The following is a 26,342-nucleotide window of genomic DNA, read 5'->3' on the forward strand; positions in this document are numbered from 1 at the left end:
GGCGGCCAGGAGGTTGCGCGCACGCCCCATACAGGTTCGCTTGCCCGGCGCATGATGCTGGTGGCCGCGGGGTGGATTTCCATCCTGCTGCTCGTCGGCGGCCTTGCCCTCGACCATACGCTGACCGGCCTGATTACCCGCAATTTCGACGAACAGCTCGGCTACATGCTGACCGGGATGATCGGCTCTGCCGAGATCGGCCCGGATGGCGAGGTGTTTTTCATCCGGCCGCTGGGAGACCAGCGCTTCCTCGAGCCCAATTCCGGTCTCTACTGGCAGATCCGCGGCAAGGGGCATGAGGATTTCCCCTCGCGCTCCTTGTGGGACCGCAGCCTCGATGTTCCCGAAGACCATTTCGATGCCAAGCCGCACGTTTACGACAGCGATCAGTTCGCCGGCGAGCCGCTGCGTATCATGGAGCGCTCGATCATCCTGCCGGGCAGCGATACCCGCTGGATGTTCACGGTGGCCGCAAGTCGCAAGGATCTCGACGAACAGATCAAGATGATCCGCTCGATCCTCGTCTACAGCTTCGTGGCGCTCGCGGTCGGGCTGATGCTGATGGCCGGGCTGCAGACCTGGTACGGCCTCTATCCGCTACGCCATGTGCGCCGCGCGATCCAGAAGCTGCGAACCACGGGGGCAGGACGGGTGACCGAACCGCTTCCGCAGGAAGTCGAGCCGCTGGTCGACGAACTCAACGCCCTGCTGGCGCACAACGAGCGGCAGGCCGAGGAAGCGCGCCGGCACGCGGGCAATCTCGCCCATGCGCTGAAGACACCGCTGACGGTGCTGATGAATGCCGCGACCGCGCGGGCGCCGGACCTTTCGGACACCGTCATTCGCGAGGCAGCGGTGATGCGGCGGCAGGTGGATCACCATCTGGCCCGGGCAAGGGCCGTCGGACGCCGCGCAGCAGGGATGTCCCGCGCCGAGGTCTGGCCGAGCCTGGAGGCGGTGCTGCGCGCCGTCGAGCGGTTGTACGAGGAGGCCCGCTTCGATCTGGACGGCAACCACGATGTCAGCGTGGCGATCGAAAAGCAGGATCTCGAGGAGATCCTCGGCAACCTCATTGAGAATGCGGCCAAGTACGGTGGAGGCAGCGTCTTCGTCACCGTCGATGTGGTCAGGAATTCGCGCTACTGCGAAATCTGGATCGAGGACGATGGCAAGGGAATCCCGCAAGCGGAGCGGACGCGGATTTTTGATCGCGGCGCGCGGCTGGATACCGAGAAGCCCGGCACCGGCCTTGGCCTTGCCATTGTGCGCGATGTCGTCGAAATCTATGGCGGTACGGTAGAACTGGACGAAAGCGAGGACCTTGGCGGTCTGCTGGTCAAGCTCAAGCTGCCCCGCGCGGTGGCCTGAGGGCCGTGGACAAGCTGCACATTACGGGTTGCAGCCGGGCGGTCGCGTCCTCATGTGCGCATCTGTGATTTTCAAGGAGCATCCATGAACAAGACCATCAACCTCTCATTGACCTCCGACGAGATCGAAATGCTGGTCGATGCGCTCGAGGTCGACATGGAGGGCTATGTCGAATCGGCCAAGGAAGCGCGCGGCAACGGCAACCGGGCCGACGTGCAGACCTTCACCGAAGCCGCCACGCGCATTCAGAACCTGATGGCGAAGCTGCAGGATGTCGTCGAGGACTAACCAGCTTCGGGCGGAGCCCGTCAGGCTTCGCCCTTTGCCTTTTCGTGGTGGCGGATCACCTCGTCGATCACGAAACGGATGAACTTTTCTCCGAAATCGGGATCGAGGTTGGCGTCTTCGGCCAGCTTGCGAAGGCGGGCGATCTGGCGTTCCTCGCGGGACGGATCGGAGGCGGGAAGCGCATGCTCAGCCTTGTAGGCACCCACCGCCTTGGTGATGCGGAAGCGCTCGGCCAGAATGTGGATCAGAGCAGCGTCGATGTTGTCGATGCTCGCGCGGAAACCGGCGAGAACGGGGTCGGGAGCGGTTGTGTCCTGGGTCATCGTGCGGCTGCGCTAGCACGGGTTTCGGGGCTCTGCCAGTCGGACAGTTTGTACATCTGGTGGTGTTTGCACTTGCGTTAATCGCGCGCAGCCCCCAATGCGCCCGACGATGAGTGCAGATGTCGTACCCCTGCGCCCGCGCAGGCAGCAGCCCTCCCTTGCTCCCATGCTGGCGCTTACCGCCCCGGGCATGAACAGCGTCAATTCCGTGATTCTGGATCGGATGCAGAGCGAGATTCCGCTCATTCCGGCACTGGCGGGGCACCTGATCTCGGGAGGCGGCAAGCGCATGCGCCCGATGCTGACGGTGGCAGCCGCGGAACTGTGCGGCTACCAGGGCACCCGCCATCACAAGCTCGCCGCCGCGGTGGAATTTATTCACACGGCGACGCTGCTGCATGACGACGTGGTGGACGGATCGGACCTGCGCCGCGGCAAGGCAGCCGCCAACATCGTCTATGGCAACCCGGCCACGGTTCTCGTCGGCGACTTCCTGTTTACCCGCGCTTTCGAACTCATGGTCGAGGACGGCAGCCTCAAGGTTCTCAAGATCCTTTCGAAAGCCAGCTCGGTCATTGCCGAAGGCGAGGTCGATCAGCTGACCGCCCAGCGCAAGATCGAGACGAGCGAAGAGCACTACCTGCAGATCATCGGCTCCAAGACGGCAGCCCTCTTTGCCGCTGCTACCAGGATTGCCGCCATCGTGGCCGAAAAGAGCGAGGCCGAGGAGCAGGCGCTCGATACCTATGGCCGCAACCTCGGCATTGCCTTCCAGCTTGTCGACGATGCCATCGACTACGATTCCGAAGCCGCCGAGTCGGGCAAGGACAAGGGCGACGACTTCCGCGAGGGCAAGATGACCTTGCCGGTGATCCTTGCCTATGCGCGCGGCGATGCCGAAGAGCGCAAGTTCTGGGAGGATGCCATCGCCGGTTTCCGTACCGAAGACGAGGATCTTGCCTACGCGGTGGAGTTGATCAATCGCCACGGCTGCGTCGAGGCGACCCGCGAGCGCGCCCGGCTTTATGCCCAGCGCGCGATCGATGCCATCGCCGGGTTCCCATCGGCCGAAGCGCGCGCGGCGATGTCTGAGGCTGTGGAATTCGTTGTCGCGCGGCGTTACTGAGGCAACTCGCGGTTTTCTGATGGCGGAAGCTGCAACATCGGCGTAATTGCAGTGCAACTCAGGCTTACAAATTTCACCGCGTGATGCGTTCTGAATCCGATCGGGCGGCAACGGGCTATCAACCCGGTTCGCCCCGCCAGCGTCTGGTCTCGACGGTGCTGTCTGCCAGCATCATCGTGCTCGGGCTGCTGCTGGCCATCTACCAGACCCAGGTCGCGCCGAAGCTCAAGACGCAGAAGAACCCTGTCACTTTCGACGTCGCCGGCGACCAGTCCGATGCCGGCCAGAAAGGGCAGGAGAAGAAGAAGGAGCCGGAAAGGCAGGAACGGGATGAGCCGAAGCCCGAACGGGCAGAGGTGAAAACGCCGGTTCCACCCGTCGAGACGCCCGTTACGCGGGAAAAGCCGGCCTTCACTTTTCTGAAGCTATCGCGGGCAGACATGGCAGCAGCCGACATCGGCAACATGACGAAGCCCGGCGGCGGTGATACCGCCAGTACCGGAGCTACTTATGGTCCCGGCGAAGGGCCGGGCGGAGCCATCCTCTACAATGCCGACTGGTATCGCGAGCCGACCAACGCACAGTTGGGCGGTTATCTGCCTGCCAGCGCGCCGCGTGAGGGATGGGGCATGATCGCTTGCCAGACGCTCGAACACTATCGCGTCGACAACTGCCAGATTCTTGGCGAATCCCCGCGCGGCTCCGGCTTTGGGCGGGCCGTGCTGGATGCTGCATGGCAGTTTCAGGTGGTGCCGCCGCGAATCAATGGCAAGCCGCAACTCGGGGCCTGGGTGCGCATTCGTATCGATTACGGTACGGCCAGGGCGACTGGCTGACCCGCCAATGCTTACTCGGCGGCAGTCTGACGGGTGCTTTCCTGTCCTGGAAGGTCGCTGAAGCGCTCGAGCAGATCGGATAGCGGCATCGGGCGATCGATGAAGAACCCCTGAACCAGCGTGAAACCGGCAAGCCGGGCACTGATCAGCTGGTTTTCCGTCTCGATCCCTTCAATCACGCACTCGAGAGACAGGGCGCGCGCGAGGTTGCGGATCGCGGTGATGAGGCGGCGGCCGGAGGACTCGTCGAGCCGTGCGGCAAAGCTGCGGTCGATCTTCACCATGTCCAGAGGCAGGCGATGGAGCGAGGAGAGGCTCGAATAGCCTGTGCCGAAATCGTCCAGAGCGATGCACGCGCCGGTTTCGCGCAGCCGGCGCAGGGCGCGGTCGGCCATTCTGAGGTCGGTGATGAGCGATGTTTCGGTGATTTCAAACATCAGCCTGGAGGGATCGCACCCGGCATCCGTCATGCGTTTCAGGAGCGCCGTGATCGTCTCCGCATCGCACAGATTATAGCCGGACAGGTTGAAGGTCATGCGCAACGAAGGCGGTAGCTGCGCAAGCGCGGCCAATGCGGTATCGAAAAGGAGGAGCGTGACTTCGCGGGCGCGGCCGACGCGCTCGGCAGAAGCAATCAGTTGCTCGGGCGATACTGCTCCGAGCGTGGGTGACGTCCAGCGGGCTAGGCACTCCACGGCGATTGGCGATAGGTCGTCGGTCGCGACGATCGGTTGATAGACCAGCGATACCTCGTTTGAGAGATCCGCCGTCTGGATCGCTGCATCGATGGCCTGCTCCGAGCGGATGAGCTTTTCAAGGTTTTCCGAGAAGCGGACCGACTGGCCGCGCTTGTTCCGCTTTGCATGATAGAGGGCGAAATCGGCCCGGTCGAACAGCAGGTCTGCCTGTCTCGCGGTTTCGGGATAAACGGCCAGGCCGGCAGAACAGCCCACTGAAACCAGCGTGTCGCCGATCCGTACCGGCTCGTGAATGGCCTTGCACAGGATCTGGGTGATCCCCTCGGTCTCTTCCGGGCCGGACATGACGATCATGCCGAATTCGTCGCCACCAAGCCGGGCAATGATTGCGCTTTCCGGGCACTGCGCCTTGATCCGACTGCCGATCACCTGAAGCAGCCGATCCCCGTGGGCGTGCCCGTGGGTGTCGTTGATCGGCTTGAACCGGTCGAGGTCGATGAGGCCCACTGTGAACACTTCGTCCGGACCGGCGTTTTCGAGCAGGTTTTCCAGCGTCGCGAAGAAATACCGGCGGTTTGGTAGCCCGGTCAGGGCGTCGGTCTGGGCCAGCCGTGCATTTTCCTCGCCCAGCGCCTGGGCCTGCCGCCGTTCTATTTGCAGTTCGCGTTGCGATACTTCGAGACTGACGAAGGAATCGTAGTAGTCGCGCAGGATCTTGACCACGACGGCGGTAACCAGTGTGATGTTGAGGGCACCAGCGATCGACACCTCCGAGCCTACGCTGAAACAGTAGACCAGAAAGGTGCCCAGCACGGCGACAGCGACGAGCAATGCCGCCAATGGCAGAAATGTTAGGCAGAAGATGCAGCCCAGAACGGTCACCGCCACGAAGATCGCGACATGTCCGTGCTCGTCTGGTCCTCCGTAGCGATCGAGCATCAGCGCCCAACTCACGTAGGCAACGGACAAGGCCACGGCGAGCGCCACGACCCGCGCCATGCGCATCTTCACGAGGGCCGGGTCGAGGTCCGTAGCGGTGATCGGGCGCATCCACACCAGCATCCTGATCATGCATATGGCGATGAGAATTGCCGGCACGGTGAGTACCAGCGGCCCCGGCGCCAGCCCCCGATGCGTGTACGCAAGGATCGCGGCGTTGACCGACAGTACCCCGTACAGGGCCGGGATATGCTCACGCAGTCGCAGATATTGCGCTACTAGGAGGGGATGTTGACCGGCGGGACTCATTGCATGAATGCTGGGGCTCTATGCTTGATCGGCGGTAAGTGCATTATCAAGTAATAAGGAAGTCTTTAGGAAACGTGGACAGATTTCAGCAACTGATGCTGATCGTGAAAAATCCGCGTTTTCATGCGATGACTGTCTGTAATGTTCGGCTGGCAGGTGCTTTCGCTTGCCTCTCCATACCCCTAAGAGCGGCGGCGTGACCCAATTGCCCGTCCATACCGTGCTGCCCGATCTGCTTGACGCGTTGCGGCGAGGTCCCGGTTCCGTGCTGATAGCGCCGCCGGGCGCGGGCAAGACGACGACAGTCGCGCCGGCCCTGCTGGGCGAGGCATGGTGCGCTGGCACCGTGATCCTGCTTTCCCCCCGTCGCGTGGCCGCGCGGGCCGCGGCAGAGCGGATGGCGGAGCAATTGGGGGAGAAGGCCGGCGAAACGATCGGCTATGTGACGCGTCTGGATGTCAAACGCTCGGCTGCAACGCGTGTGCTTGTGATGACCGAGGCGATCTTCGTTTCCACCATTCTGTCCGATCCCGAACTTGCCGGCGTCTCGGCGGTGTTGTTCGACGAGGCCCACGAGCGGCATCTCGACAGCGACCTCGGTCTGGCGCTCGCTATCGAAAGCCGGGATGTGCTGCGCGAGGATCTGCGGCTGGTTGTTATGTCCGCTACCATCGATGGCTCGCGCTTTGCGAACCTCCTGGGACCAGAGACGCCAGTCATCGAGAGCGAAGGCAAGGCCTGGCCTCTCGGCCTGCGCTGGCTTGGCAGCTCGCCCGATCAGCGGGTCGAGGATGCCATGGCCTCCGCTATCGCGACGGCATGGCGCGAAGAGCAGGGCGACGTCCTCGCTTTCCTACCCGGCGTGCGCGAGATTGACCGCGTGGGGGAGCGGCTGTCCGACCGTTTGCCGCAAGCCCTGGTGCTGCCGCTGCACGGCCAATGCGAACCGGCGGCGCAGCGCGCGGCGATCCGACGCGATCCGCAGGGCCGCCGCCGGGTGATTCTGGCCACCGCAATTGCCGAGACTTCGCTGACGCTGGATGGTGTGTCCGTCGTGGTGGACAGCGGCCTTTCGCGCCGGGCGGAGTTCGACAAGGCGGCCGGAGTTACCCGGCTGGTGACCCACCGCGCCAGTCAGGCGTCGGCCGCGCAGCGGGCAGGGCGTGCCGCGCGGCAGGGCCCCGGCGTTGCCTATCGTCTCTGGGAAGAGGCGGCCCATGCCGGGCGCCTCGCTTTCGATCCGCCGGAAATCGTCACCAGCGATCTGGCACCCCTGACTCTGGCACTGGCCAAATGGGGCAATACCGATCCCGCGGCTATGGCATGGCTCGATGCGCCGCCTGCACCGGCGCTCGATGCTGCCCGCAAGAGCCTTCAGGCGCTCGGTGCTCTCGACGAAGATGGGCGCATCACGCCGTTCGGAGCCAAGGTGGCGAGCTTGCCGATGGACCCGGCGCAAGCGGCCATGATCCTGAAGGCTACGGAACTGGGCGCGGGACCTGGGGCAGCGAAGCTGGCCCTGCTGCTGCAGGAGCGCGGGCTGGGCGGGCGCAGCGACGACCTCGTGCAGCGGCTGTCGCGCTGGAACGGGGACCGCTCGCCAAGAGCGGAAGCCTCGCGCAAGCTGGCGGCCGGATGGACCAAGCGGGCGCGTTCGCTCGTGTCCGGCGATCTGCGCGATGAAGACGTCCCTGTCGGCGTCCTCCTGGCGCTCGGCAGGCCGGACATGGTGGCCCGGCGCCGCGATGGTTCGGGTGAGAGCTGGTTGTCGGCCGGGGGCAGGGGCTACGTGCTCGATCCAGCATCGCCGCTGGCCACGCGCGAATGGCTGGTGATCGGCGACGCGCAGGGGCAGGCGAAAGGTGCGCGCATTCTCTCCGGAGCCTCGCTTGAGCCCTCGGAAGTGGAGCAATGGCTTGGGGGGGCGATTGAGCGCCGCTCGTTCCTGCGCTGGAACGAGGACGAAGGCCGCGTCGAAGCGCGGCTGGAGCGGCGTCTTGGCGCCATCACCCTGTCCAGCGGCCCCGATCCTTCACCGGACCCGGCGGCTATTGCGGCGTTCCTGCTCGACCGCGTGCGACAGAAGGGATTGGGGCTGCTGCCCTTCGGCAAGTCCAGCCTCTCGCTGCTGCGTCGCGCACGCTATGCCGGGATCGAGGCGCTGTCTGAGACGGCACTGCTGGACGACCTCGATATCTGGCTTGGGCCATTGTTGGGCCGCAGGCTCGATGCCGTGGACAAAGGGGCGCTTGGCGGAGCGTTGCGCGGCCGGCTGACGTGGGACGACCAGCAGACGCTTGAAAAGCTGGCGCCTGCCGAGTTTCGCAGTCCGGCGGGGACATCGCACGCGATCGACTACGAGGATGAGGGCGGCCCCAGCGTCGAGGTGCGCGTACAGGCGCTGTTCGGGCTCGATCGGCATCCCACATTCGGGCAGCCACCGCAGCCCTTGCTGCTCAAGCTGACGTCGCCGGCGGGGCGCTCGATCCAGACTACGCGAGACCTGCCCGGCTTCTGGCGTGGATCGTGGAAGGACGTGCAGCGCGAGATGAAGGGGCGCTATCCCAAACACCGCTGGCCGGACGAACCGTGGGCCGAAGATCCCAGCCTGAAGACGCGCAATGCCTTCGAGGCTTCGAAGAGAACGTAATTCCAGCTTGATTTTCGCCGCGATTCGGAGGCAAAGCGCTGGTTCATGAGTGCACGCATCTATCAACGCCCGAAAAACGCCATGCAGTCTGGCAAGGCGTTTCTCGACCAGTGGGTCCTCGAATTCGCGCCAGCCGAGGCCAAGAAGCCCGATCCGCTGATGGGCTGGGCCGGTTCGGGTGACACGAAGCAGCAGGTTCTCCTGCGCTTCCCGACGTGCGAGGATGCCAAGGCCTACGCCGAACGCTACGGTATCAACGCGGAAATTCATGCGACGCCGCCGCGCCGCCTGAAGATCCAGGCTTACGCAGACAATTTCCGCTGAGCCGGTGATCCGGTCCCGAGGGGGACTGGACAAACGGTCGGACGACAGCCATATGGCCGCCCGGGAGTCGGGTGGACGTTTGCGTCCGCCAACCTGGTCAGGTCCGGAAGGAAGCAGCCACAACGGATTGCGGCGGGTCGCTCGGCTCCTTCATCGCCGCATCGTAGCGTAAAACATGCCCGCCGGGCGTGACCTGATCGCGTTTGGTCCCTACCTTGAGAAGCGATGGACGATTCACGCGACACCTTTGGCGATTCCCCTCCCTGGAACGATGGGGAGGAAGGCAGCGCCGGACCCAGCGCCGGACCCAGCGCCGCCGAACTGGAGGCGGCCGGTCAGTCGTCGATGTTCGGTGCTCCCGCTCCCGAACCGCCTGAGCCCGAACAGCCCTCCGAGCCCACGACTGCGGAACTGGAAGCCGCGGGGCAATCGGCCATGTTTGCCGCTCCGGCAGAGGCGGCGCCTGCGCCCGTCGCTGCTGCCCCGGCAAGCCCGCCGACGGGTACACCCACGCAGCCCTATCGTGTTCTGGCGCGCAAGTATCGTCCGCAGACTTTCGGGCAACTGATCGGGCAGGAGGCGATGGTCCAGACCCTCGCCAATGCGATCAAGCGCGACCGACTGGCCCACGCCTTTCTGATGACCGGCGTGCGCGGTGTCGGCAAGACCTCTACCGCCCGTCTGATTGCCAAGGCGCTGAACTGCATCGGACCGGACGGGCTGGGCGGCCCGACCATCGATCCCTGCGGCGTGTGCGAGCCGTGCCAGGCGATTGCCGAAGGCCGGCATATCGACGTGATCGAGATGGATGCCGCCTCGCACACCGGCGTCGACGATGTGCGCGAGATCATCGAGGCGGTGCGCTATGCCGCGGTTTCCGCGCGCTACAAGATCTACATCATCGACGAAGTTCACATGCTCTCGCGCAATGCGTTCAACGCCTTGCTCAAGACGCTCGAGGAACCGCCGGCGCATGTGAAGTTCCTCTTCGCCACGACCGAGGTCGACAAGCTCCCGGTCACCGTGCTGTCGCGGTGCCAGCGTTTCGATCTGCGCCGCATTGCCACGCCGATGCTGGCGGAGCACTTTGCCTGGGTCTGCACCAACGAGGGTGTTGGCGCCGAGCAAGAGGCGCTCGCGATGGTGGCTGCCGCTGCCGAAGGCTCTGTGCGCGATGGTCTGTCGATCCTCGATCAGGCCATTGCCCATGCCGACCTAGACGGGGAGGGCAAGGTTCGCGCCGATAAGGTGCGCGACATGCTCGGTCTCTCGGACAAGTCGGTGCAGCGCAAGCTGCTCGGCGCGATCCTCGATGGCAATGGCGCGGATCTGCTCGCGCTCGTGGCACACCAGTTCTCGCTGGGCGTCGAACCGCTGGCGATGATGCGCGGGCTGATGGAACTGGCGCATCGTATCGCCGTCACCCAGGTGAGCGGCAGCGCCGATGCTCCCTCGACCGAAGAGCGCGAGGCCGTTGAAAGCTGGGCCAAGGCCTTGCGGGCCGGACACCTTCACCGCCTCTGGCAATTGCTGCTCAAAGGCTATGAGGAAGTGAAGTCCGCGCCCGATCCGCTGGTTGCCGCGCAAATGGCGCTGCTGCGGATCATGCACGCTTCGGACATGCCCGATCCGGGCGCACTGGTGAAAAAGCTCGAGGATATGGCTTCGCGCGCTCCCGCCCCGGCACCGGCGAGCGACGGCGGGGCTGCGCCGTCGGGCGCGCCTTCGGCTTCGGCGCCCTCTGCGGCTGCGCCGCGCTGGGAAGCGCTGGTCGACGAAGTCGAGCACTACGGGCAGCCGGTTGCGGCCAATGTCATGCGCATGCAGGTGCGGGTGGTCGAACTCGCGCCCGGCCTCTTGCGCTACACGCAGCCCCCCGGGTTCAGGGAAGACATTTCCGGTCAGCTGCGTTCCAGCCTTGCCGAGGCGACCGGCCAGCGCTGGCACGTCGAGCGCGTCGATGCCGAAGGCGCGCCGACGCTGGTCGAACAGGCCGAGGCGAGCAAAGCTGCCGATACCCAGGCCGTGCGCCGTTCGCCGCTTGTCGAGGCGACGCTGGCCGCTTTTCCCGATTCCGAACTGATCGAAGACGACCGGCCTGCCGCCATCGGCGGGTCCCGCAATTGGAGACGCTGAAATGAAGTCCATGGAAGAGATGATCCAGGCGGCCCAGCAGGCCGCCGAAACCATCCAGAAGCAGATGAACGAGACCCAGGCGAAGCTCGACCAGCTCGAGGTCGAAGGGCTTTCAGGTGGCGGTCTCGTCAAGATCCGTTGCACGGCCAAGGGCCGCGTCATCGGCGTTTCGATCGACGACAGCCTGCTGCAGCCGTCCGAAAAGGGCATGCTGGAGGACCTTGTCGCCGCCGCCTACAATGATGCGCGCGTCAAGTCGGACTCGGTCGCGAACGAGGAAATGGCCAAGGCGCAGCAGGGCATGGGCCTGCCGCCGGGCTTCAAGATGCCGTTCTGACCTGCGGGTGATGACTTGGGGGGAAGTCATGCGAAGCGCAGCGCGCGCTTCCACAGGCTTTCCTGCCCAATCCATTGCATGGCGGAAGAGACACCCCATATCCTTCGCTGAATGCTGCGGGAGGGGTACCGTCCTTTTTCGCAGGCGATGAAATGGATGTATTTGTAGTGAACCTGTTACCTCTTCTGCCGCTGCGCGATATCGTCGTTTTCCCCGGCATGGTTGTGCCGCTGTTCGTCGGCCGCGAAAAATCGGTCGCCGCTCTGGAAGCGGCCATGGCCGGCGAAAAGGACATCTTCCTGCTAGCGCAGCTCGATCCGGGCTGCGACGATCCCGATCGTGACGATCTCTACGACACCGGCGTCATTGCCAGCGTCCTGCAGCTTTTGAAGCTGCCCGATGGAACTGTGCGCGTGCTTGTCGAGGGGCAGGACCGGGCACGGCTGAACACTCTGCAGACCGAACCTACCAACGATGGCGACATGCTCATTGCCGAGGTCGAGAAGATCGATCCTCTCGAGGCCGAAGGCACCGAAGTCTCCGCGATGATGCGGTCGGTGATCGACCAGTTCAACGAGTACGCGAAGCTCAACAAGAAGCTGAGCCAGGATGCCGGCGATCAGCTCGACGACATCGAGGACCCCGCCAAGCTTGCCGACACTGTCGCTGCGCAGCTGTCGGCCAAGGTGTCCGACAAGCAGGCCGTGCTGTCCGAAGCTGATCCGCTCAAGCGCCTCGAGATGGTCTATTCCTTCATGGAAGGCGAACTCGGCGTCCTGCAGGTAGAGCGCAAGATCCGTGGCCGCGTGAAGCGGCAGATGGAAAAGACGCAGCGCGAATATTACCTCAACGAGCAGCTCAAGGCGATCCAGAACGAACTGGGTGGCGGCGATGGCGAGGAAGCCAACGAACTGCAGGAGCTGCAGGAAAAGATCGAGAAGACCAAGCTTTCGAAGGAAGCGCGCGAGAAGGCCACGGCGGAGCTGAAGAAGCTCAAGTCGATGCAGCCGATGAGCGCGGAAGCGACGGTCATCCGCAACTATCTCGATGTGCTGCTCGGCTTGCCCTGGGGCAAGAAGAGCAAGCTCAAGCGCGACATCGCGGCGGCGCAGGACGTGCTCGACGCCGACCACTACGCACTCGACAAGGTCAAGGACCGGATCATCGAGTATCTCGCCGTGCAGGCGCGTACCAACAAGCTGAAGGGGCCGATCCTGTGCCTTGTCGGCCCTCCGGGCGTCGGCAAGACCTCGCTCGGCAAGTCGATCGCCAAGGCTACCGGGCGCGAGTTCATCCGCCAGTCGCTGGGCGGCGTGCGCGACGAAGCCGAAATTCGCGGTCACCGTCGCACTTACATCGGCTCGCTGCCGGGCAAGATCGTGACGAACCTCAAGAAGGCTGGCAAGTCGAACCCGCTGTTCCTGCTCGACGAGATCGACAAGCTCGGCCAGGACTTCCGGGGCGATCCGGCATCGGCATTGCTCGAAGTGCTCGATCCCGAACAGAACGCGAAGTTCCAGGACCACTACCTGGAGCTGGATATCGACCTGTCGGACGTGATGTTCGTGTGTACCGCGAACTCGCTGAATCTGCCGCAGCCGCTGCTCGATCGCATGGAGATCATCCGGCTCGAAGGCTATACCGAGGACGAGAAGGTCGAAATTGCCGAGCGGCACCTGATCGACAAGCAGGTCGAGGCGCACGGGCTCAAGAAGGGTGAGTTCACGCTGACTCACGACGGCCTGCGCGACCTGATCCGCTATTACACACGCGAAGCCGGTGTACGTACGCTGGAGCGTGAAATCGCGCGTCTCGCCCGCAAGTCGCTGCGCCAGATCCTCGAAGGCAAGGCGACCGAGGTGGTCATTACGCCGGAGAACCTCGCCGACTTCGCTGGCGTGCGCAAGTTCCGTCATGGCGTGGGCGAGGAAGAGCATCAGGTCGGCGCGGTTACAGGCCTCGCCTGGACCGAAGTCGGCGGCGAACTGCTGACGATCGAAAGCGTCACCGTTCCCGGGAAGGGTGCCATCAAGGCGACCGGCAAGCTGGGCGAAGTGATGAACGAGTCGATCCAGACTGCGTGGAGCTTCGTGAAGGCGCGCTCACCCGCCTATGGCGTGAAGCCGAGCGTCTTCAACCGCCGCGACATCCACATCCACTTGCCCGAAGGCGCCGTGCCCAAGGACGGCCCGTCGGCAGGTATCGGTATGGTCACCTCGATCATTTCGACGCTGACCGGTGTGCCGGTGCGCAAGGACGTTGCCATGACCGGCGAAGTCACCCTGCGTGGCCGGGTGCTGCCGATCGGCGGTCTCAAGGAAAAGCTGCTGGCGGCACTGCGCGGCGGCATCACCACTGTTCTCATTCCCGAGGAGAACCGCAAGGACCTCGCGGAAATTCCCGAGAATGTGAAGGAAGGCCTTGAGATCGTGCCGGTTTCGCACGTTGATGAGGTTCTGTCGCGCGCGCTCACCGAGCCGCTCGAAGCCATCGAGTGGACCGAGGCGGACGAACTGGCCGCTGCGCCCGTGCACAGCGCTGTCCCTTCGGCCACCGCACACTGATTCGAACGGGCGGGGCTTCGCATTTCGTGGCGATGCCCCGCCCTTGCAATTTTCAGTCGCATAAGGCGGACTGAAAGCAATCGTCGTGCGCAGATGCTTGTCACGCGCACGTACTGGCGCTAACGCGCCGCCCTCGTGCGGAAACGCTTTTCCGCATGGGCCAAGAAAAAGGAATGTGAAATGGGTTACCGGGTAGCCGTTGTCGGTGCGACCGGAAATGTCGGCCGCGAAATGCTCAATATCCTCGCCGAACGCGAGTTTCCCTGCGACGAGATCGCGGCGGTTGCGTCGTCGCGCTCGACGGGTACGGAGATCGAATTCGGCGAAACCGGCAAAATGCTCAAAGTGAAGAACATCGAGCATTTCGATTTCACGGGTTATGATATTGCGCTGTTTGCCGCGGGCTCGGGGCCGACCAAGGCTTATGCGCCAAAGGCGGCTTCGCAGGGCTGCGTGGTGATCGACAACTCGTCGCTCTACCGTATGGACCCGGACGTCCCGCTGGTGGTTCCCGAAGTGAACCCGGACGCGATCGACGGCTATACGAAGCGCAACATCATAGCCAACCCCAACTGCTCGACCGCGCAGATGGTCGTGGCGCTCAAGCCGCTGCACGACAAGGCAAAGATCAAGCGCGTCGTCGTCTCGACCTACCAGTCGGTTTCCGGCGCGGGCAAAGCAGGCATGGATGAGCTGTTCGAACAGAGCCGTGCGATCTTCGTCGGTGATCAGGTCGAGCCCAGCAAGTTCACCAAGCAGATCGCCTTCAACGTGATCCCGCACATCGACGTGTTCCTCGATGACGGTTCCACCAAGGAAGAGTGGAAGATGGTCGTCGAGACCAAGAAGATCATGGACCCGTCGATCAAGGTGCAGGCCACCTGCGTGCGCGTGCCGGTCTTCGTTGGCCACGCCGAGTCGATCACGCTTGAGTTCGAGGACGAGATTTCGGCCGAGGAAGCGCAGGATATTCTGCGTGTGGCTCCGGGCTGCATGCTCGTCGACAAGCGTGAGGACGGCGGATACGTCACCCCCGTCGAGTGCGTCGGCGACAGCGCAACCTACATCAGCCGCGTGCGCGAGGACCCCACCGTGGAGAACGGCCTCGCCCTCTGGTGCGTGTCCGACAACCTGCGCAAGGGTGCTGCGCTCAACGCCGTGCAGATCGCCGAGCTGCTGGGACGCCGTCACCTCAAGAAGGGCTGATTTTTCAGGGCTATGCAATAGCCCGTTTAGATGAGAAGAAGGCCTCCGGGAGCGATTGCCGGGGGCCTTTTTTGTGCGATTTGAGCGATTTCTGGTGCGGGCCAATCTCGTGGCCCTTGCTGCCTTGCTGGTATTGTTGATCACTATCGTCGGTTTTGGAATTGCCGAGTACACTCGTTCAGACGACCGTTATTCGGAGCAGTTTGTTCGTTCCACTGAACCGCGAGGTGAAATTCTCAAAGGGCCTCAGGGCAAGATCACGCTTTATGCAAGGCAGGATTCTGACTCCGAGGCACAGCGCGATATCAGGTTCGTCGACATGCAAAGTGGCAAAGTGGTGGCGCTTGCTGATGATCGGGATGCCAAAATCTATGGGGCCGGAAGCGTTGCAACGTTTGGTTATGTCGGTTTGGTCAAGACGGGCGAGCAGAGCGGACGGCCAATTTTCGATTTCGTCTTTGTCCGGTTTTCAGACATGTCGCGCCACGTAGTGGCTTCTGCGATTGATGCACTTGATGCGGTAACCCGGCTTGATGATGCGTCGTTCAGTGCGATTGTTTGGGACAGCGCCATAAAGGCGCGCTTTGTCATAGTAGATGCCAAGGCAGCGAAAATTGTAACTTCGCGGTCGCTAGATTTTTCGGATGCGGATGCAGGCCGGACTGGTACCGGGTCAGCCGAACAAGGCGCTCAGCAAGCAGCGGCTGCTGCCCAAGAGGCAGCAAACGCTGCCGCGCCAATCAACAAGTTTGATTGAAACGAATTCACTTTCCTACGCTTCGTTTGATTTGTGCCAAGGCAACCCGCCCACAACACAGGTTAGCTTGATTTGAAGGAGGAAGCCTCATGTCGAAAAGCAACTTCAAGGACTGGCCGAACATGGCCAAGTCTCTCAATCCTGCGGTGGGTGAACTCAAGCGCTCTTCGCCGGGGCCAATGCAGGCATTTTCCGAAATGGGGAAGGCGGCGCTGGAACCGGGCGCGCTCGATACCAAAACCAAGGAGCTGATTGCGCTGGCCATTTCCGTGGCGGTGCGCTGCGACCCTTGCGTGACCTATCATTCGTCCGCCGCGCAGCGACAGGGCGCGACGCGTGAGGAAGTTGCCGAAGCGATGGGGGTTGCCGTCTATATGGGTGCGGGCCCCTCGGCGATGTATGCCGCGCAGGCGCTGGAAGCCTTCGACCAGTGGGACGAGAAGGCCAAAGGCTGAGGCGATGGTGAAGCGAAGTGCTGCGCGGAAAGCTTGCAGGAAGGCTGGCTGGGTACCAAGGAGCTACCGCGCCATCGCACAGCGGATAGCGCGAGTGTCGCCGCAAAGTGGAAAGCGGCCGGACTGGAGATTCCCGAGTGAGTGAAGTGCGCAAGGATTACGTGGAAGGTTTCGGCGGGACGCACCTGGCGGTCCATACCATGGGGCAGGGCCGGCCGGTTCTCTTGCTGCACGGTCTGTTTTCGAGCGCGCAGGTCAACTGGATCAAGTTCGGCAACGCCGAGATCCTGGCTGAGGCCGGGTTCGAAGTCATCATGCCCGATCTGCGCGCCCACGGCGAAAGCGAGGCGCCGCACGATCCGCCCCTCTATCCCGAAGACGTTCTGGTCGAAGACCTGCGTATCCTCGTAGCCGAACTGGGGCTGACCGATTTCGATCTGGGCGGTTTCTCGCTCGGCGCGCGGACCGCGGTGCGCGGCGTCCTCTCCGGACTGGCGCCGCGCAAGCTGATCCTTGGCGGCATGGGACTTTCGGGACTGGCCGGTTGGGCGCGGCGCAGTGCTCATTTCGTCGATGCCATCGACCGCTTCGGGAGTATCGAGCGGGGCGATCCGGCGTTTGTGGCACAGGCGTTCATGAAGACGATGAAAGTCGACCGCGTTGCCGCGCGTCTCCTGCTCGGCTCGGTGGACGACACACCGCCGGAAGCGCTCACCGAAGTGACCATGCCCACGCTATGTGTGTGCGGTGCCGACGATGGCGATAACGGCTCCGCGCCCGATCTGGCCCACGCGCTTCCCGATGGGCGTTACGAGGAAGTGCCGGGCAACCACATGTCCTCGGTCACCTTCAAGGAAATGGGCCGCGCAATGGCGGCATTTCTCAAGGACTGACCAGTCTTTGGCGTTCAGGCCGAACACTCGGTGTCTGTCGCGGACGCTGTCGCAGGCACTCGCTTGTCCCGGTTATAGATGTCCGGTTCGACAACGAAGGAGCCGTCTCCGAGACGCGTGGCCGTGAAGTAGGTGATGTAGACGGGCAGGGGCGTCGGCAGGTCTACAGTCGTGGTTCGCCGCGTCTCGACAATCTGGTCGACCTCTTCGCGTGACTTTGCTCCGTCCAGCAGGGTGGTGGCAAAATTCAGTGCATCGCCGACGCGTATGCAGCCGTGGCTGAATGCTCGCACGTCGCGAGAAAACAGGCTCTTGCTTGGCGTGTCGTGCATATAAACGCTGAATGGGTTGGGCATGACCAGCTTCATTTCGCCGAGCGCATTGTTGGGGCCGGGCTTCTGGCTGTAGCCATTTGCTGTTTTCACATACCCCAGGCGTGCCGGGAAATTGCCGCGTTTTTCTCGAATGATGCTGGCGGGAATGTGCCACCAGGGATTGAGCACGACACCGGTTATCGTGGCTGAAAACACCGGGCTCGGCGTCGAGCGCTTGCCGACGATGACCGGCCAGGTCTTCTGGCGGGCTCCGTTGCGCCAGAGGCTGGCCTCGAAACTCGCGGTGTTCACCAGCACGTAGGAGGACCCCAGCGAATGCGGCATCCAGCGCCAGCGTTCCATGTTGCGGGCTATCGTCTTGCGTCGTTCCGGATCGGTTTCCTCAGCATAGGCCGATCGCAAGGCGGCGTAGTCGGGGTGCGAGGGACGCATTCCGTTGAAGAAGCCGTCGACATCGTCTTTCGAGATGGCCGCTCGAAGACGCGACGGCAGGTCGATAGAGGTGTCGGTGTCCTTGATGCGCCAGCCTGCACGCTGGGCCGTGTCGGCAGTGCCGAAAAGGTGCAAGCGCGCGAGCTTGAGCGCCAATGCAGTCGCGGCCTCATCAATGGCAGCCTGGTCTCCACTGGCGACGGCTGCTTCGAGCGCGCCGGCATCCGGCGAGGGCAAGGCATCGCGCGGCGCGCAGCGGACCCACTGCCTGAGGCTGTCGATTTCACCGGTGCTCCAGCTGTCCGCTGCAATGGCGGGAGTTTGCGATGCGGTCACTGAGGGTGTGGGGGCATCGGTTGCGCCACAGGACATGAGGCCAAGGACCATCAAGACGATCGAAACGCGTCCTTTGATTCCCGCAGCGATGGCGCCGTTCTGAATTTCCATGCCCATGTGTAAGCATATCAGAGGATCGGAATACAACGGGTTTTCTGTAATTCTCGCCAGGGCAGGCGCTACGACGGATTGCCTTGCGAGATCGACCCTGACGCTGCGCGGTCTGGCGAAGCTGAAAGTGTGCATTCACCACAAATTTGTCTCTGAGAGAATGCTTCGTTCGGCGCGATTGTCTGACAATGCAAGTTTTTGCAAAAATTAGACACTTGTACAAATCTGTACTTGTTGAATTTCGGCTTCGCGGGCACCCCTTTCGCATAACAGGTTATGCCATCGGCTGACCGGAAAATCCGGCAGCGCGGACAAGTGCAAGGGAGAGGCATTTGTGATGGGCACCGGGATAGAGGAGCCGCAGGCTCTGACACGCTTAGGCTGCGTTTCGTGCACCCGTGACGTGTCACTGGTAGGCGGAAGCACACGCGCGCCAGGTTTCTCGGTCGTTTCATCACAGCATTATCGATCTCCTTTCTCTGGCCGTAGCGGGCCCTTCGATCGCAAGCGCCAAAGGCGGTGCCCGCTCATGTGAGCGGGGATCGGCAATCAACGTGACCCGGAACGGGCACGAAAACCAGGGGAGAGAGGATATGCTGCGAGAACTTCAAAGACCGGCTCATGGGCCGGGCAGCAGGATGCGTCGCTGGCTTGCCGTTATTGCCGGGGCAACTGCCCTCACGGCGCCGGTCTTCGCTGCTCCGGCACTCGCGCAGGAAACCAGCCGGGTCGACAACAGCGTTATCATCGTGACCGCGCAGCGGCGTTCGGAAGCACTGGAAGATGTGCCGATGTCGGTGGCCGTACTCAGTGGCGACGCGCTGCAAAGCGCGGGTGTAACCTCGCTGCGCGATATCCAGGCCGTCACCACGGGCATTCAGCTCGGGCAGGGCGGCGCCTTTCCGCAGCCCTCGGTCCGCGGTGTGACGACCGTGATCAACGGCACATTTGAAAACAACGTCGCCGTCTATGTGGATGGAATTTACCAGGTCAATCCGCAGACCATCAACATCGACTTGCCCAACATTGCGAGCGTTCAGGTTCTGAAAGGGCCGCAGGGCACGCTTTACGGACGCAATGCCACCGGCGGCGCGATCCTGCTTGAAACCATTACCCCTTCGGACTGGTGGCAGGGCGAGGCCTCGGCGACTTATGCGCGTTTCGATGACAAGCGGATCAGTGGCTATGTGGCCGGTCCTGTCTCCGATCGCGTGGGGATCAGCCTTTCGGGCTATATGCGCCGCAGCGATGGCTACATGAAGCTGGCCAGCCGTACGACGCCGGGTGAGACCGACGGCAATGCGGCGCCGCTCAAGCAGGACTCGATCCGGGCCAAGTTGAAGCTGGGCCTCACCGATACGTTCACGGCAACGTTGGCCTACAACTACACGCGCGTCAGCGACGGGCGCGGCAACATGTTCACGACTTTCGAGAATGTGCCGCCCACGTTCCTGCTGCCCGGCGGCGAACTGCAGCCCAACCGACTGGGCGTGGCGGCATACGATATCGGCACGGAAGTCACGACCAAACAGCACGAAGGTTCCTTGACGCTGCAACTGGATACCTCCGTTGGCGTGCTCAAGTCGATTACCGGCTATACCCAGACCCGCGCCCGGACGAGCTTCGACTTCGACGGCTCCTACATTCCGCTGTCGTGGTCGACGAGCCGCATTCAGAACCGCACCTTCCAGCAGGCTCTCGACTTCACGGTGACGGCGATCGACCGGGTCGACCTCATCGTGGGCGGCACCTATTTCCGGGATCGGACCAAGTACATCGATCCCAACCAGTTCTATCTCGGCCCGGCAGTCTTCGGTGCCCCTTATGATCCGGCGAACCCGCCCGGGCTCGACAGTTACGTGAAGTTCTTCGAGGCCGATTTCGCGCAGACCAAGGAAGCTTGGGCTGTCTACGCGGATGCCACTTTCCATGCGACCGATGCGCTCAGTTTGAACATCGGCGGTCGCTACAGCGAGGAGACGCAGGATCCCTGGGCGGTCCAGACGAGCATCTCGCCGACGTCGACCCGTCCGGAAACCAGCGCCCATGCCAAGTTCAGCAAGTTCACGCCGCGCGCCTCCATCCGGTACGAGGTGGCTCCCCGCACGAATATCTATGCTTCGTACTCGAAGGGCTTCCGTAGCGGCGCGTTCAATTCAACCTTGCCGGGCTGTCTGCTGACGGACCCGACCTGCTACCGGCCAGCCAGGCAGGAAACCATCGATGCCTATGAAATCGGCTTCAAGACTGCGGGGGCGACGCTTCGTGCAGAGGTCGCTGCTTTCTACTACGATTACAAGAATCTGCAGGTGAGTTCGACGGTCACTCTGGCCGACGGCAGTACCTTCGTCGATGTGACCAACGCGCCCAAGGCGAAGATCAAGGGCATCGAGGCCAGCTTGGAACTCGAGCCGATCGAGAACCTCAAGATCCGGGCGGGGGCGATCTACCTGCATGCGCGCTATGGATCGGGTTTCACCTTCAGCGGCACGGGTGTCAGCAACTCGCCTGCCGAAGGTGGCGGTGTCGGCGTGAATACCAATTCCGATCCGCTCAAGACCTACCTGAACGTTTCGCAGGTGCAGGATCTGTCGGGGCTGCAGATGTCCCGTGCGCCTGACTTCTCGGCCAATATCGGTGTCGATTACTTCGTGCCGATCGGCGAAGGCGGGGTGCTGTATGCAGCCAACCTGAAGTACACCGACAGCTACGTCGTCACCAATCCCGGCATCTGGGGCGACGGCGCCGGCGTTCCCGCGGATCGCCAGCGAGAGCAGCGCTACCGCGAAGGCAAGTACGCCCTGTTCAATGCCTCGGTCACCTGGACCGATCCCACGGACACCTATTACGTCCGCGTGTTTGGGACTAACCTGTCCGATCATCGCTATCGCCTGCACTACAGCGGGACGACTTCGTATGGCACCTATTCGCCCATGGCCGAACCGCGCACTTATGGTGTGACCATCGGCTACAAGTTCGACGGCGGAAGCTGATATGGCAGTGCGCCCGAGCCAAATGGGTTCGGGCGCACGTGTTGCGGATCAGCGGAAGGGCGGCTCGTTGAAGGCGCGCAGCTTGCGCGAATGCAGGCGTTCGCCCTGTTCACGCAGCAGGTCGCAGGTTATGAGGCCGATCTTGAGGTGGCTGGCGATGGCCTCCTCGTAAAAACGGTTCGCCTGCCCGGGCAGCTTCAACTCGCCGTGCAGCGGCTTGTCTGACACGCACAGCAGCGTGCCGTAGGGCACGCGGAAACGATATCCCTGGGCGCTGATCGTGGCGCTTTCCATGTCGATGCCAATGGCGCGGCTGAGGCTGAAGCGCTTGGCCGAGGCCGTGTAGCGCAGTTCCCAGTTGCGATCGTCGGTGGTGACGATGGTGCCTGTACGCATGCGCTTCTTGAGGTTCATGCCACCTCCGCCGCTGACCATTTCAGCCGCCTGCGCCAGCGCCTGCTGCACCTCGGCAATGGCCGGGAGCGGGATCTCGGGCGGCAGGACCGGGTCGAGCACGTGATCGTCGCGCAGATAGGCATGGGCAAGCACGTAGTCGCCGATGCGCTGGCTTTCGCGCAGGCCGCCGCAGTGGCCGATCATCAGCCATGCTTCCGGACGCAGCACCGCGAGGTGATCGGTGATGGTCTTGGCGTTGGAGGGGCCGACCCCGATGTTGACCAGCGTGATGCCAGAGCGGTCTTCCTTGATCAGGTGGTAGGCCGGCATCTGGTGGCGGCGCCATGCGGTGTCGGACAGGCGCGCGCGGGCATTCTCGGTCGGGGAATCGATGTAGAGCCCGCCGGCACCGGACAGCGCGACGTAGCCGTCCGAGCCGACCTGCTTGCCGGCCCAGTCCACGAATTCGTCGACGTAGCGGTGGTAATTGGTGAACAGCACGTAGCGCTGGCAGTGCTCGGGGCTCGTGCCGGTGTAGTGCGCCAGGCGCGCAAGGCTGAAGTCCGTGCGTAGTCCGTCGAACAGTGCCAGCGGTTGCGGGTCGCTCTCGCCGAAGACATGGATGCCGTCGGCGATTTCGTCGCCGATCATGGCGAGGTCGGTGCTCGGGAAGTGCTGCGCCAGCTCCTGCGGCTTCACCGTGCCGATGGCGACGCCGTCGAGCACATAGGGAAAGGGGATCTCCTGCGCCGAGCGGCTGACTTCGAATTCCACCTCGTACTCGGCTTCGAGCAGCGAGAGCTGTTCAGCGAGGTACTCGGCGAAGAGGCCGGGGCGGGTCACGGTGGTGACGTAGGTCCCCGGCGCCTCGAGACGGCCGAAGGCGCGCGATGCGGTCGCGGCGCGCTCCTTGCCGCGATAGGTCACGCGAAGCTCGGGATAAGACCAGAGCCGGTCGGCGCGGCGGTCGGACGGGGGCAGGGTGCCGTTATCGATGAAGGCGATGATATCGCCCTTCAGGCAGGCTACGGCGGCTTCATATACGCGGACCAATTCCGCGAGGGTTTCTTTCATCATTTGCATGGCCGTCTATCGCGCAATTCATGCTGCATCGCAATAGGTGGGCTTTTTGCATGCCAGTGTTGCAGAAAATGGAAGCGTTGCAGAAAAGGGAAAGGCCCCCGCTCCGGTGGGAGCGAGGGCCCTGAATTCCCTGACCAGGCAGAGGAAGCTCAGGCTTCCTCTTCGCCTTCGGCCGGAGCCTCGTCGGCGTCCTCGGTCGCGATCTCGCCGGGTTCGGCATTGGGATCGTAAGCCTCGGTGAAGCCCGAAGTGTCCTGTTCGAACATCTCGGCCATGACGTCGACGCCCTGCGCCTGCAGTTCGGCTTCGTCCGGCGAACGGGCGACGTTCACCTGGACGTTGACCGAAACTTCGGGGTGCAGGTTCACGCGCACGTCGAACACGCCGAGCGTCTTGATCGGGCGTTCGAGCACGACCATCTGCTTGGCGACTTCGGCGCCCTGTTCGTTGAGGGCTTCGACGATGTCGCGCACCGAAACCGAACCGTAGAGCTGGCCCGAGTTCGACGAGGCGCGGATCAGGACGACCTGCTTGCCTTCGACGTTGCTCGAGTGCTTCTCGGCGTCCGAACGCTTCTCGGCGTTCTCGGCTTCGATCTTCGCGCGGTTGGCTTCGAAGACCTTCTTGTTGCGTTCGTTGGCGCGCAGGGCCTTCTTGTTGGGAAGAAGGTAGTTGCGGGCGTAGCCGTCCTTGACGGAAACGACGTCGCCGATGGCGCCCAGCTTCTCGACACGTTCGAGGAGGATGATGTCCATGGGAAAGTCCTCCTTACTTGACGATGAAAGGCAGCAGGCCGATGTGCCGGGCGCGCTTGATGGCCTGGCTCAGCTCGCGCTGCTTCTTGGCGGAAACCGCGGTGATGCGGCTGGGGACGATCTTGCCGCGCTCGGACATGAAGCCCTGCAGCAGACGGACGTCCTTGTAATCGATCTTCGGCGCGTTCTTGCCCGAGAACGGGCAGGACTTGCGGCGACGGAAGAATGCACGTGCCATGGATCAGTTCTCCCGGTCGCGACGGCGACGCTGGTCGCGGTCGTTCTTGCGCATCATCACGGACGGGCCACCTTCGTGCTCGTCGACGCGGATGGTGATGTAACGGATCACGTCTTCGTTGATCTGCGTCTGGCGCTCGAGCTCGGCAACGACGTCGCCGGCGCACTCGATGTTCAGCATCACGAAGTGAGCCTTGCGGTTACGCTTGATCTTGTAGGCGAGGTTCTTGAGGCCCCAGGTCTCGGTCTTGGTGACCTTGCCCTGATTGCTCTCGACGATCTCGGTGGCGGCGGCGGCCAACGCATCTACCTGCGACTGGCTGAGGTCCTGGCGTGCCAGGAACACGTGCTCATATAGAGCCACGGGCGCTTCCTTTCATTCATCTAACCGATCGCTGGCTTGTCCGCGGGATTGCGGGGCCCCTCCGGCTTTCTTCAAACTCCCCCGAACAAGGGGAAGGCGGGCCCTTAGCGGATTGGCGGGTAAATGCAAGCGGTTTGGGGCCGGCGTGGTGCGGCGGAGGTTGCGTTTGGGAGCCCACCCCGCTGCGACTAGGCCCTGCGCCGCAGGACCAAGTCTCGCGGCCCTCCCGCCTGCGGGAGGGGCCGGGGGTGGGCTTCCAAGCGCAGCCTTTCCGCAAGGCCCCCGCAAGGTGACAGGTTGACACGCGTGACACGGTCCAGAGCCAAAACCCGTCACCTTGCGCCTCCATTGTCACCTTGCCGCCCGAAACCGTCACCTTGTGCTGCTATTGTGTCACCATGCGCGGAGAACCTGTCACTTTGCAGGCCGCCGGTGTCACCCTGTAAACTGCGCGTGTCACCATGCGGCTCGCGCACAAACCGCCCGTCCTGCACCAGCCCGTCCCGGCGCAGCGCGGCGCCGATCGCCAGCCCATCGTCCCAGATCCGCGCAAACTCCGCCCCCAGCCGCGCGCGCAGGCGATAGGCCGACTGCCGGCTCATCCCCACCTCGCGCGCCGCTTTTGCGACCGACCCGCGTAAGGCCAGCACGCGCAGAAAGGCGAGGATCTTGTCGCGGGTCCAGCGGTATTCGGCGTTGGACCGGCGGGGCGATGAGGCGGGAGAGGAGCGGCGCATCCGCGCAGAATACCGCGCGGCGGGGCGTGTAGGAAAATGGTTTGGGGGGCAGCAGATCAGGCGTTGGCGTTTGGTTTGCGCCCGAGCCGGCCGTTCAGCTGCCAAAGCAGCAGGTTGAAGTTTGGCGTGCTAGAAAACGCCGCCTTTCGGGAATTGTGCAGGGGGGTGATGGAATTGTGCTCGCGACAAGGAAATATAGTCGTGAAGGTCGTCTTCTTGTGCATTATACAAAACCTATGATCTTCATCAGAACGAAGACACGATTGGCTTCTGCGTATCGCCATTGGATGGCGCGGCGTGCAATTCAGCGAAGTATAAAGAATGTCCAGATGGGAACGCCCTGCGAAGTTATAGAGTTATTGATTGACAGCAATGTCCACTCTCACACAATCACCCACGAGACAGGCTGGGTCGTGACCGGCGAATCAAGATTTGGGTCAGCCGTCAGAGGAACGGGGTATGCGGCGAGGATTCCCGTCTACCCAAAGGGCTCGAAATCCGAGACATACGAGGACGTTTGCTATCTCGCCGCCATTGCTCAGCTGGCCAAGGTTGAAAGGGCAAAGCTCTGGACTTCACACCACCTGATACTTGAGCGGGACCCACACCCTCGGGCGCGTTATGCAGACGTAGGTTGGTTTGATTTCAATCTCTTCGGTCGCAACGAATTGCCTAGTATTGATGGAGATCCGTACGACAAAATCCTTTCAGTCCCATTCTCGCCTCAAGCTTGGACGGCGCCCGCATTGAAGGATGTCTTGCAGCAGTCCCAAGATGAACTGTATTTGGCCCTCTTAAAAGTTATGGGTCCAACAAACTCCCAAGATGCTTGGCATATTCGAACAGCCGAGGTGCATGGTTTGTATTCCTTTCTGACTATGGACAAGAAATTGCTCAACATTGTCCATAGTCAAAGAGATCGACCGGTTATGAAGAACCTAAAAACTAAGGTTATGTCTCCCAAAATGCTAGGAAAGGAGCTGGGGCTCAAGCCTATTGAGTTAAGGCACTTCGACCATGAAAGTTCTAGCTGGTTTGTAAGATCTGATTTAGATTGGGGAGGCGAACGTCGGCCAACTCGACGGCATCCGAAATAGAGATCCCCTGCCAAGGGAGGTATGCGATTTCATCATATGCAAGCCGCGCGGGTCGTCGCCTGCACTTTGTGCGGAGTGGGATGAAACATAAAACCTATAGGATTGAGAAAGCTTCAGAAACCCTCCCTGGCTAGGCTTTCTGGCATGGCCTTGCGACAGCAATTTGCGTAACAAATCCCTAAGTCGATTTTTTGCAACGGACCCGAAAATGCGTGATTAGCGCGGTAGGCGATAGCGCACAGTTAGGCTTGCCCCTT

At 62.6% G+C, this 26,342-nt stretch carries 23 protein-coding genes and 1 other RNA gene; 16 read left to right on the plus strand and 8 right to left on the minus strand.

The genetic code is table 11. The annotated features are described in order from the left end of the window. The first annotated feature begins 51 nt into the window (after positions 1-51). On the plus strand, positions 52-1,368 hold the full coding sequence (locus IEX64_RS10415) for a sensor histidine kinase (protein ID WP_229710193.1): 1,317 nt from the start codon (positions 52-54) through the stop codon (positions 1,366-1,368). An 84-nt stretch (positions 1,369-1,452) separates the two neighbouring features. Continuing rightward, positions 1,453-1,656 (plus strand): hypothetical protein, encoded by a 204-nt coding sequence (locus IEX64_RS10420; RefSeq protein WP_188819599.1) that lies wholly within the window; start codon positions 1,453-1,455, stop codon positions 1,654-1,656. Positions 1,657-1,676: 20 nt separating this feature from the next. Here IEX64_RS10420 and IEX64_RS10425 read toward each other — a convergent pair whose 3' ends face one another. Next, entirely contained in the window at positions 1,677-1,979 is a 303-nt protein-coding gene (locus tag IEX64_RS10425; RefSeq protein WP_188819600.1) for a chorismate mutase, read from the minus strand. A 109-nt stretch (positions 1,980-2,088) separates the two neighbouring features. Here IEX64_RS10425 and IEX64_RS10430 point away from each other — a divergent pair, with 109 nt between their 5' ends. Together IEX64_RS10430 and IEX64_RS10435 are read left to right on the plus strand one after the other, a co-directional pair. Beyond that, positions 2,089-3,105: a polyprenyl synthetase family protein gene (locus tag IEX64_RS10430; RefSeq protein ID WP_188819601.1), complete on the plus strand. Its 1,017-nt coding sequence runs from the start codon at positions 2,089-2,091 to the stop codon at positions 3,103-3,105. A gap of 83 nt (positions 3,106-3,188) precedes the next feature. Continuing rightward, the gene (locus IEX64_RS10435) at positions 3,189-3,941 is read left to right on the plus strand and encodes an energy transducer TonB family protein (protein WP_188819676.1); all 753 of its coding nucleotides are present in this window, start codon (positions 3,189-3,191) and stop codon (positions 3,939-3,941) included. Between the two features lie 11 nt (positions 3,942-3,952). On the opposite strand, the gene IEX64_RS10440 is transcribed toward IEX64_RS10435, so the two are convergent. Continuing rightward, positions 3,953-5,887, minus strand: coding sequence for a putative bifunctional diguanylate cyclase/phosphodiesterase (locus tag IEX64_RS10440; protein ID WP_188819602.1), 1,935 nt, complete (start codon positions 5,885-5,887; stop codon positions 3,953-3,955). 196 nt (positions 5,888-6,083) lie between these two features. On the opposite strand from IEX64_RS10440, the gene hrpB reads away from it, so the two are divergent. From hrpB to IEX64_RS10490, 10 genes are all read left to right on the plus strand, one after another. Continuing rightward, the gene (gene hrpB, locus IEX64_RS10445) at positions 6,084-8,537 is read left to right on the plus strand and encodes an ATP-dependent helicase HrpB (protein WP_188819603.1); all 2,454 of its coding nucleotides are present in this window, start codon (positions 6,084-6,086) and stop codon (positions 8,535-8,537) included. 45 nt (positions 8,538-8,582) lie between these two features. Continuing rightward, positions 8,583-8,861: an ETC complex I subunit gene (locus IEX64_RS10450; protein WP_188819604.1), complete on the plus strand. Its 279-nt coding sequence runs from the start codon at positions 8,583-8,585 to the stop codon at positions 8,859-8,861. 60 nt (positions 8,862-8,921) lie between these two features. Next, an RNA gene (gene ffs / locus IEX64_RS10455) (signal recognition particle sRNA small type) lies at positions 8,922-9,016 on the plus strand. A gap of 70 nt (positions 9,017-9,086) precedes the next feature. After that, the gene (locus tag IEX64_RS10460) at positions 9,087-10,997 is read left to right on the plus strand and encodes a DNA polymerase III subunit gamma/tau (RefSeq protein WP_188819605.1); all 1,911 of its coding nucleotides are present in this window, start codon (positions 9,087-9,089) and stop codon (positions 10,995-10,997) included. 1 nt (position 10,998) lies between these two features. Continuing rightward, a complete protein-coding gene (locus tag IEX64_RS10465; protein WP_188819606.1) occupies positions 10,999-11,334 on the plus strand; it encodes a YbaB/EbfC family nucleoid-associated protein in 336 nt (111 codons plus the stop codon). A gap of 152 nt (positions 11,335-11,486) precedes the next feature. Beyond that, complete coding sequence (gene lon / locus IEX64_RS10470) at positions 11,487-13,898, plus strand: endopeptidase La (protein ID WP_188819607.1); 2,412 nt, start codon at positions 11,487-11,489, stop codon at positions 13,896-13,898. Positions 13,899-14,078: 180 nt separating this feature from the next. Further along, positions 14,079-15,104 carry an aspartate-semialdehyde dehydrogenase gene (locus IEX64_RS10475; protein ID WP_188819608.1) on the plus strand — a complete coding sequence of 342 codons (1,026 nt, stop codon included), beginning with the start codon at positions 14,079-14,081 and terminating at the stop codon, positions 15,102-15,104. Between the two features lie 94 nt (positions 15,105-15,198). After that, complete coding sequence (locus IEX64_RS10480) at positions 15,199-15,861, plus strand: hypothetical protein (protein WP_188819609.1); 663 nt, start codon at positions 15,199-15,201, stop codon at positions 15,859-15,861. A gap of 89 nt (positions 15,862-15,950) precedes the next feature. After that, positions 15,951-16,316 carry a carboxymuconolactone decarboxylase family protein gene (locus tag IEX64_RS10485; RefSeq protein ID WP_188819610.1) on the plus strand — a complete coding sequence of 122 codons (366 nt, stop codon included), beginning with the start codon at positions 15,951-15,953 and terminating at the stop codon, positions 16,314-16,316. 137 nt (positions 16,317-16,453) lie between these two features. Further along, complete coding sequence (locus IEX64_RS10490; RefSeq protein ID WP_188819611.1) at positions 16,454-17,209, plus strand: alpha/beta fold hydrolase; 756 nt, start codon at positions 16,454-16,456, stop codon at positions 17,207-17,209. 14 nt (positions 17,210-17,223) lie between these two features. Here the strand turns inward: IEX64_RS10490 and IEX64_RS10495 are convergent, their stop codons facing one another. After that, the gene (locus tag IEX64_RS10495) at positions 17,224-18,429 is read right to left on the minus strand and encodes a L,D-transpeptidase family protein (RefSeq protein WP_188819612.1); all 1,206 of its coding nucleotides are present in this window, start codon (positions 18,427-18,429) and stop codon (positions 17,224-17,226) included. A 587-nt stretch (positions 18,430-19,016) separates the two neighbouring features. On the opposite strand from IEX64_RS10495, the gene IEX64_RS10500 reads away from it, so the two are divergent. After that, entirely contained in the window at positions 19,017-21,416 is a 2,400-nt protein-coding gene (locus IEX64_RS10500; protein WP_188819613.1) for a TonB-dependent receptor, read from the plus strand. A 48-nt stretch (positions 21,417-21,464) separates the two neighbouring features. Here IEX64_RS10500 and IEX64_RS10505 read toward each other — a convergent pair whose 3' ends face one another. The 5 genes from IEX64_RS10505 to IEX64_RS10525 form a co-directional block, all read right to left on the minus strand. After that, on the minus strand, positions 21,465-22,895 hold the full coding sequence (locus tag IEX64_RS10505) for an AMP nucleosidase (RefSeq protein ID WP_188819614.1): 1,431 nt from the start codon (positions 22,893-22,895) through the stop codon (positions 21,465-21,467). A 149-nt stretch (positions 22,896-23,044) separates the two neighbouring features. Next, on the minus strand, positions 23,045-23,650 hold the full coding sequence (gene rplI, locus IEX64_RS10510; protein ID WP_188819615.1) for a 50S ribosomal protein L9: 606 nt from the start codon (positions 23,648-23,650) through the stop codon (positions 23,045-23,047). 13 nt (positions 23,651-23,663) lie between these two features. Next, a complete protein-coding gene (gene rpsR / locus IEX64_RS10515) occupies positions 23,664-23,888 on the minus strand; it encodes a 30S ribosomal protein S18 (protein ID WP_039284546.1) in 225 nt (74 codons plus the stop codon). A 3-nt stretch (positions 23,889-23,891) separates the two neighbouring features. Beyond that, positions 23,892-24,251 (minus strand): 30S ribosomal protein S6, encoded by a 360-nt coding sequence (rpsF, locus tag IEX64_RS10520; protein WP_188819616.1) that lies wholly within the window; start codon positions 24,249-24,251, stop codon positions 23,892-23,894. 332 nt (positions 24,252-24,583) lie between these two features. Further along, complete coding sequence (locus IEX64_RS10525; RefSeq protein WP_188819617.1) at positions 24,584-24,988, minus strand: hypothetical protein; 405 nt, start codon at positions 24,986-24,988, stop codon at positions 24,584-24,586. Between the two features lie 41 nt (positions 24,989-25,029). On the opposite strand from IEX64_RS10525, the gene IEX64_RS10530 reads away from it, so the two are divergent. After that, on the plus strand, positions 25,030-26,085 hold the full coding sequence (locus IEX64_RS10530; protein WP_188819618.1) for a hypothetical protein: 1,056 nt from the start codon (positions 25,030-25,032) through the stop codon (positions 26,083-26,085). Positions 26,086-26,342 lie beyond the last annotated feature (257 nt).

The organism is Novosphingobium indicum, from assembly GCF_014645195.1.
GTDB lineage: Bacteria > Pseudomonadota > Alphaproteobacteria > Sphingomonadales > Sphingomonadaceae > Novosphingobium > Novosphingobium indicum.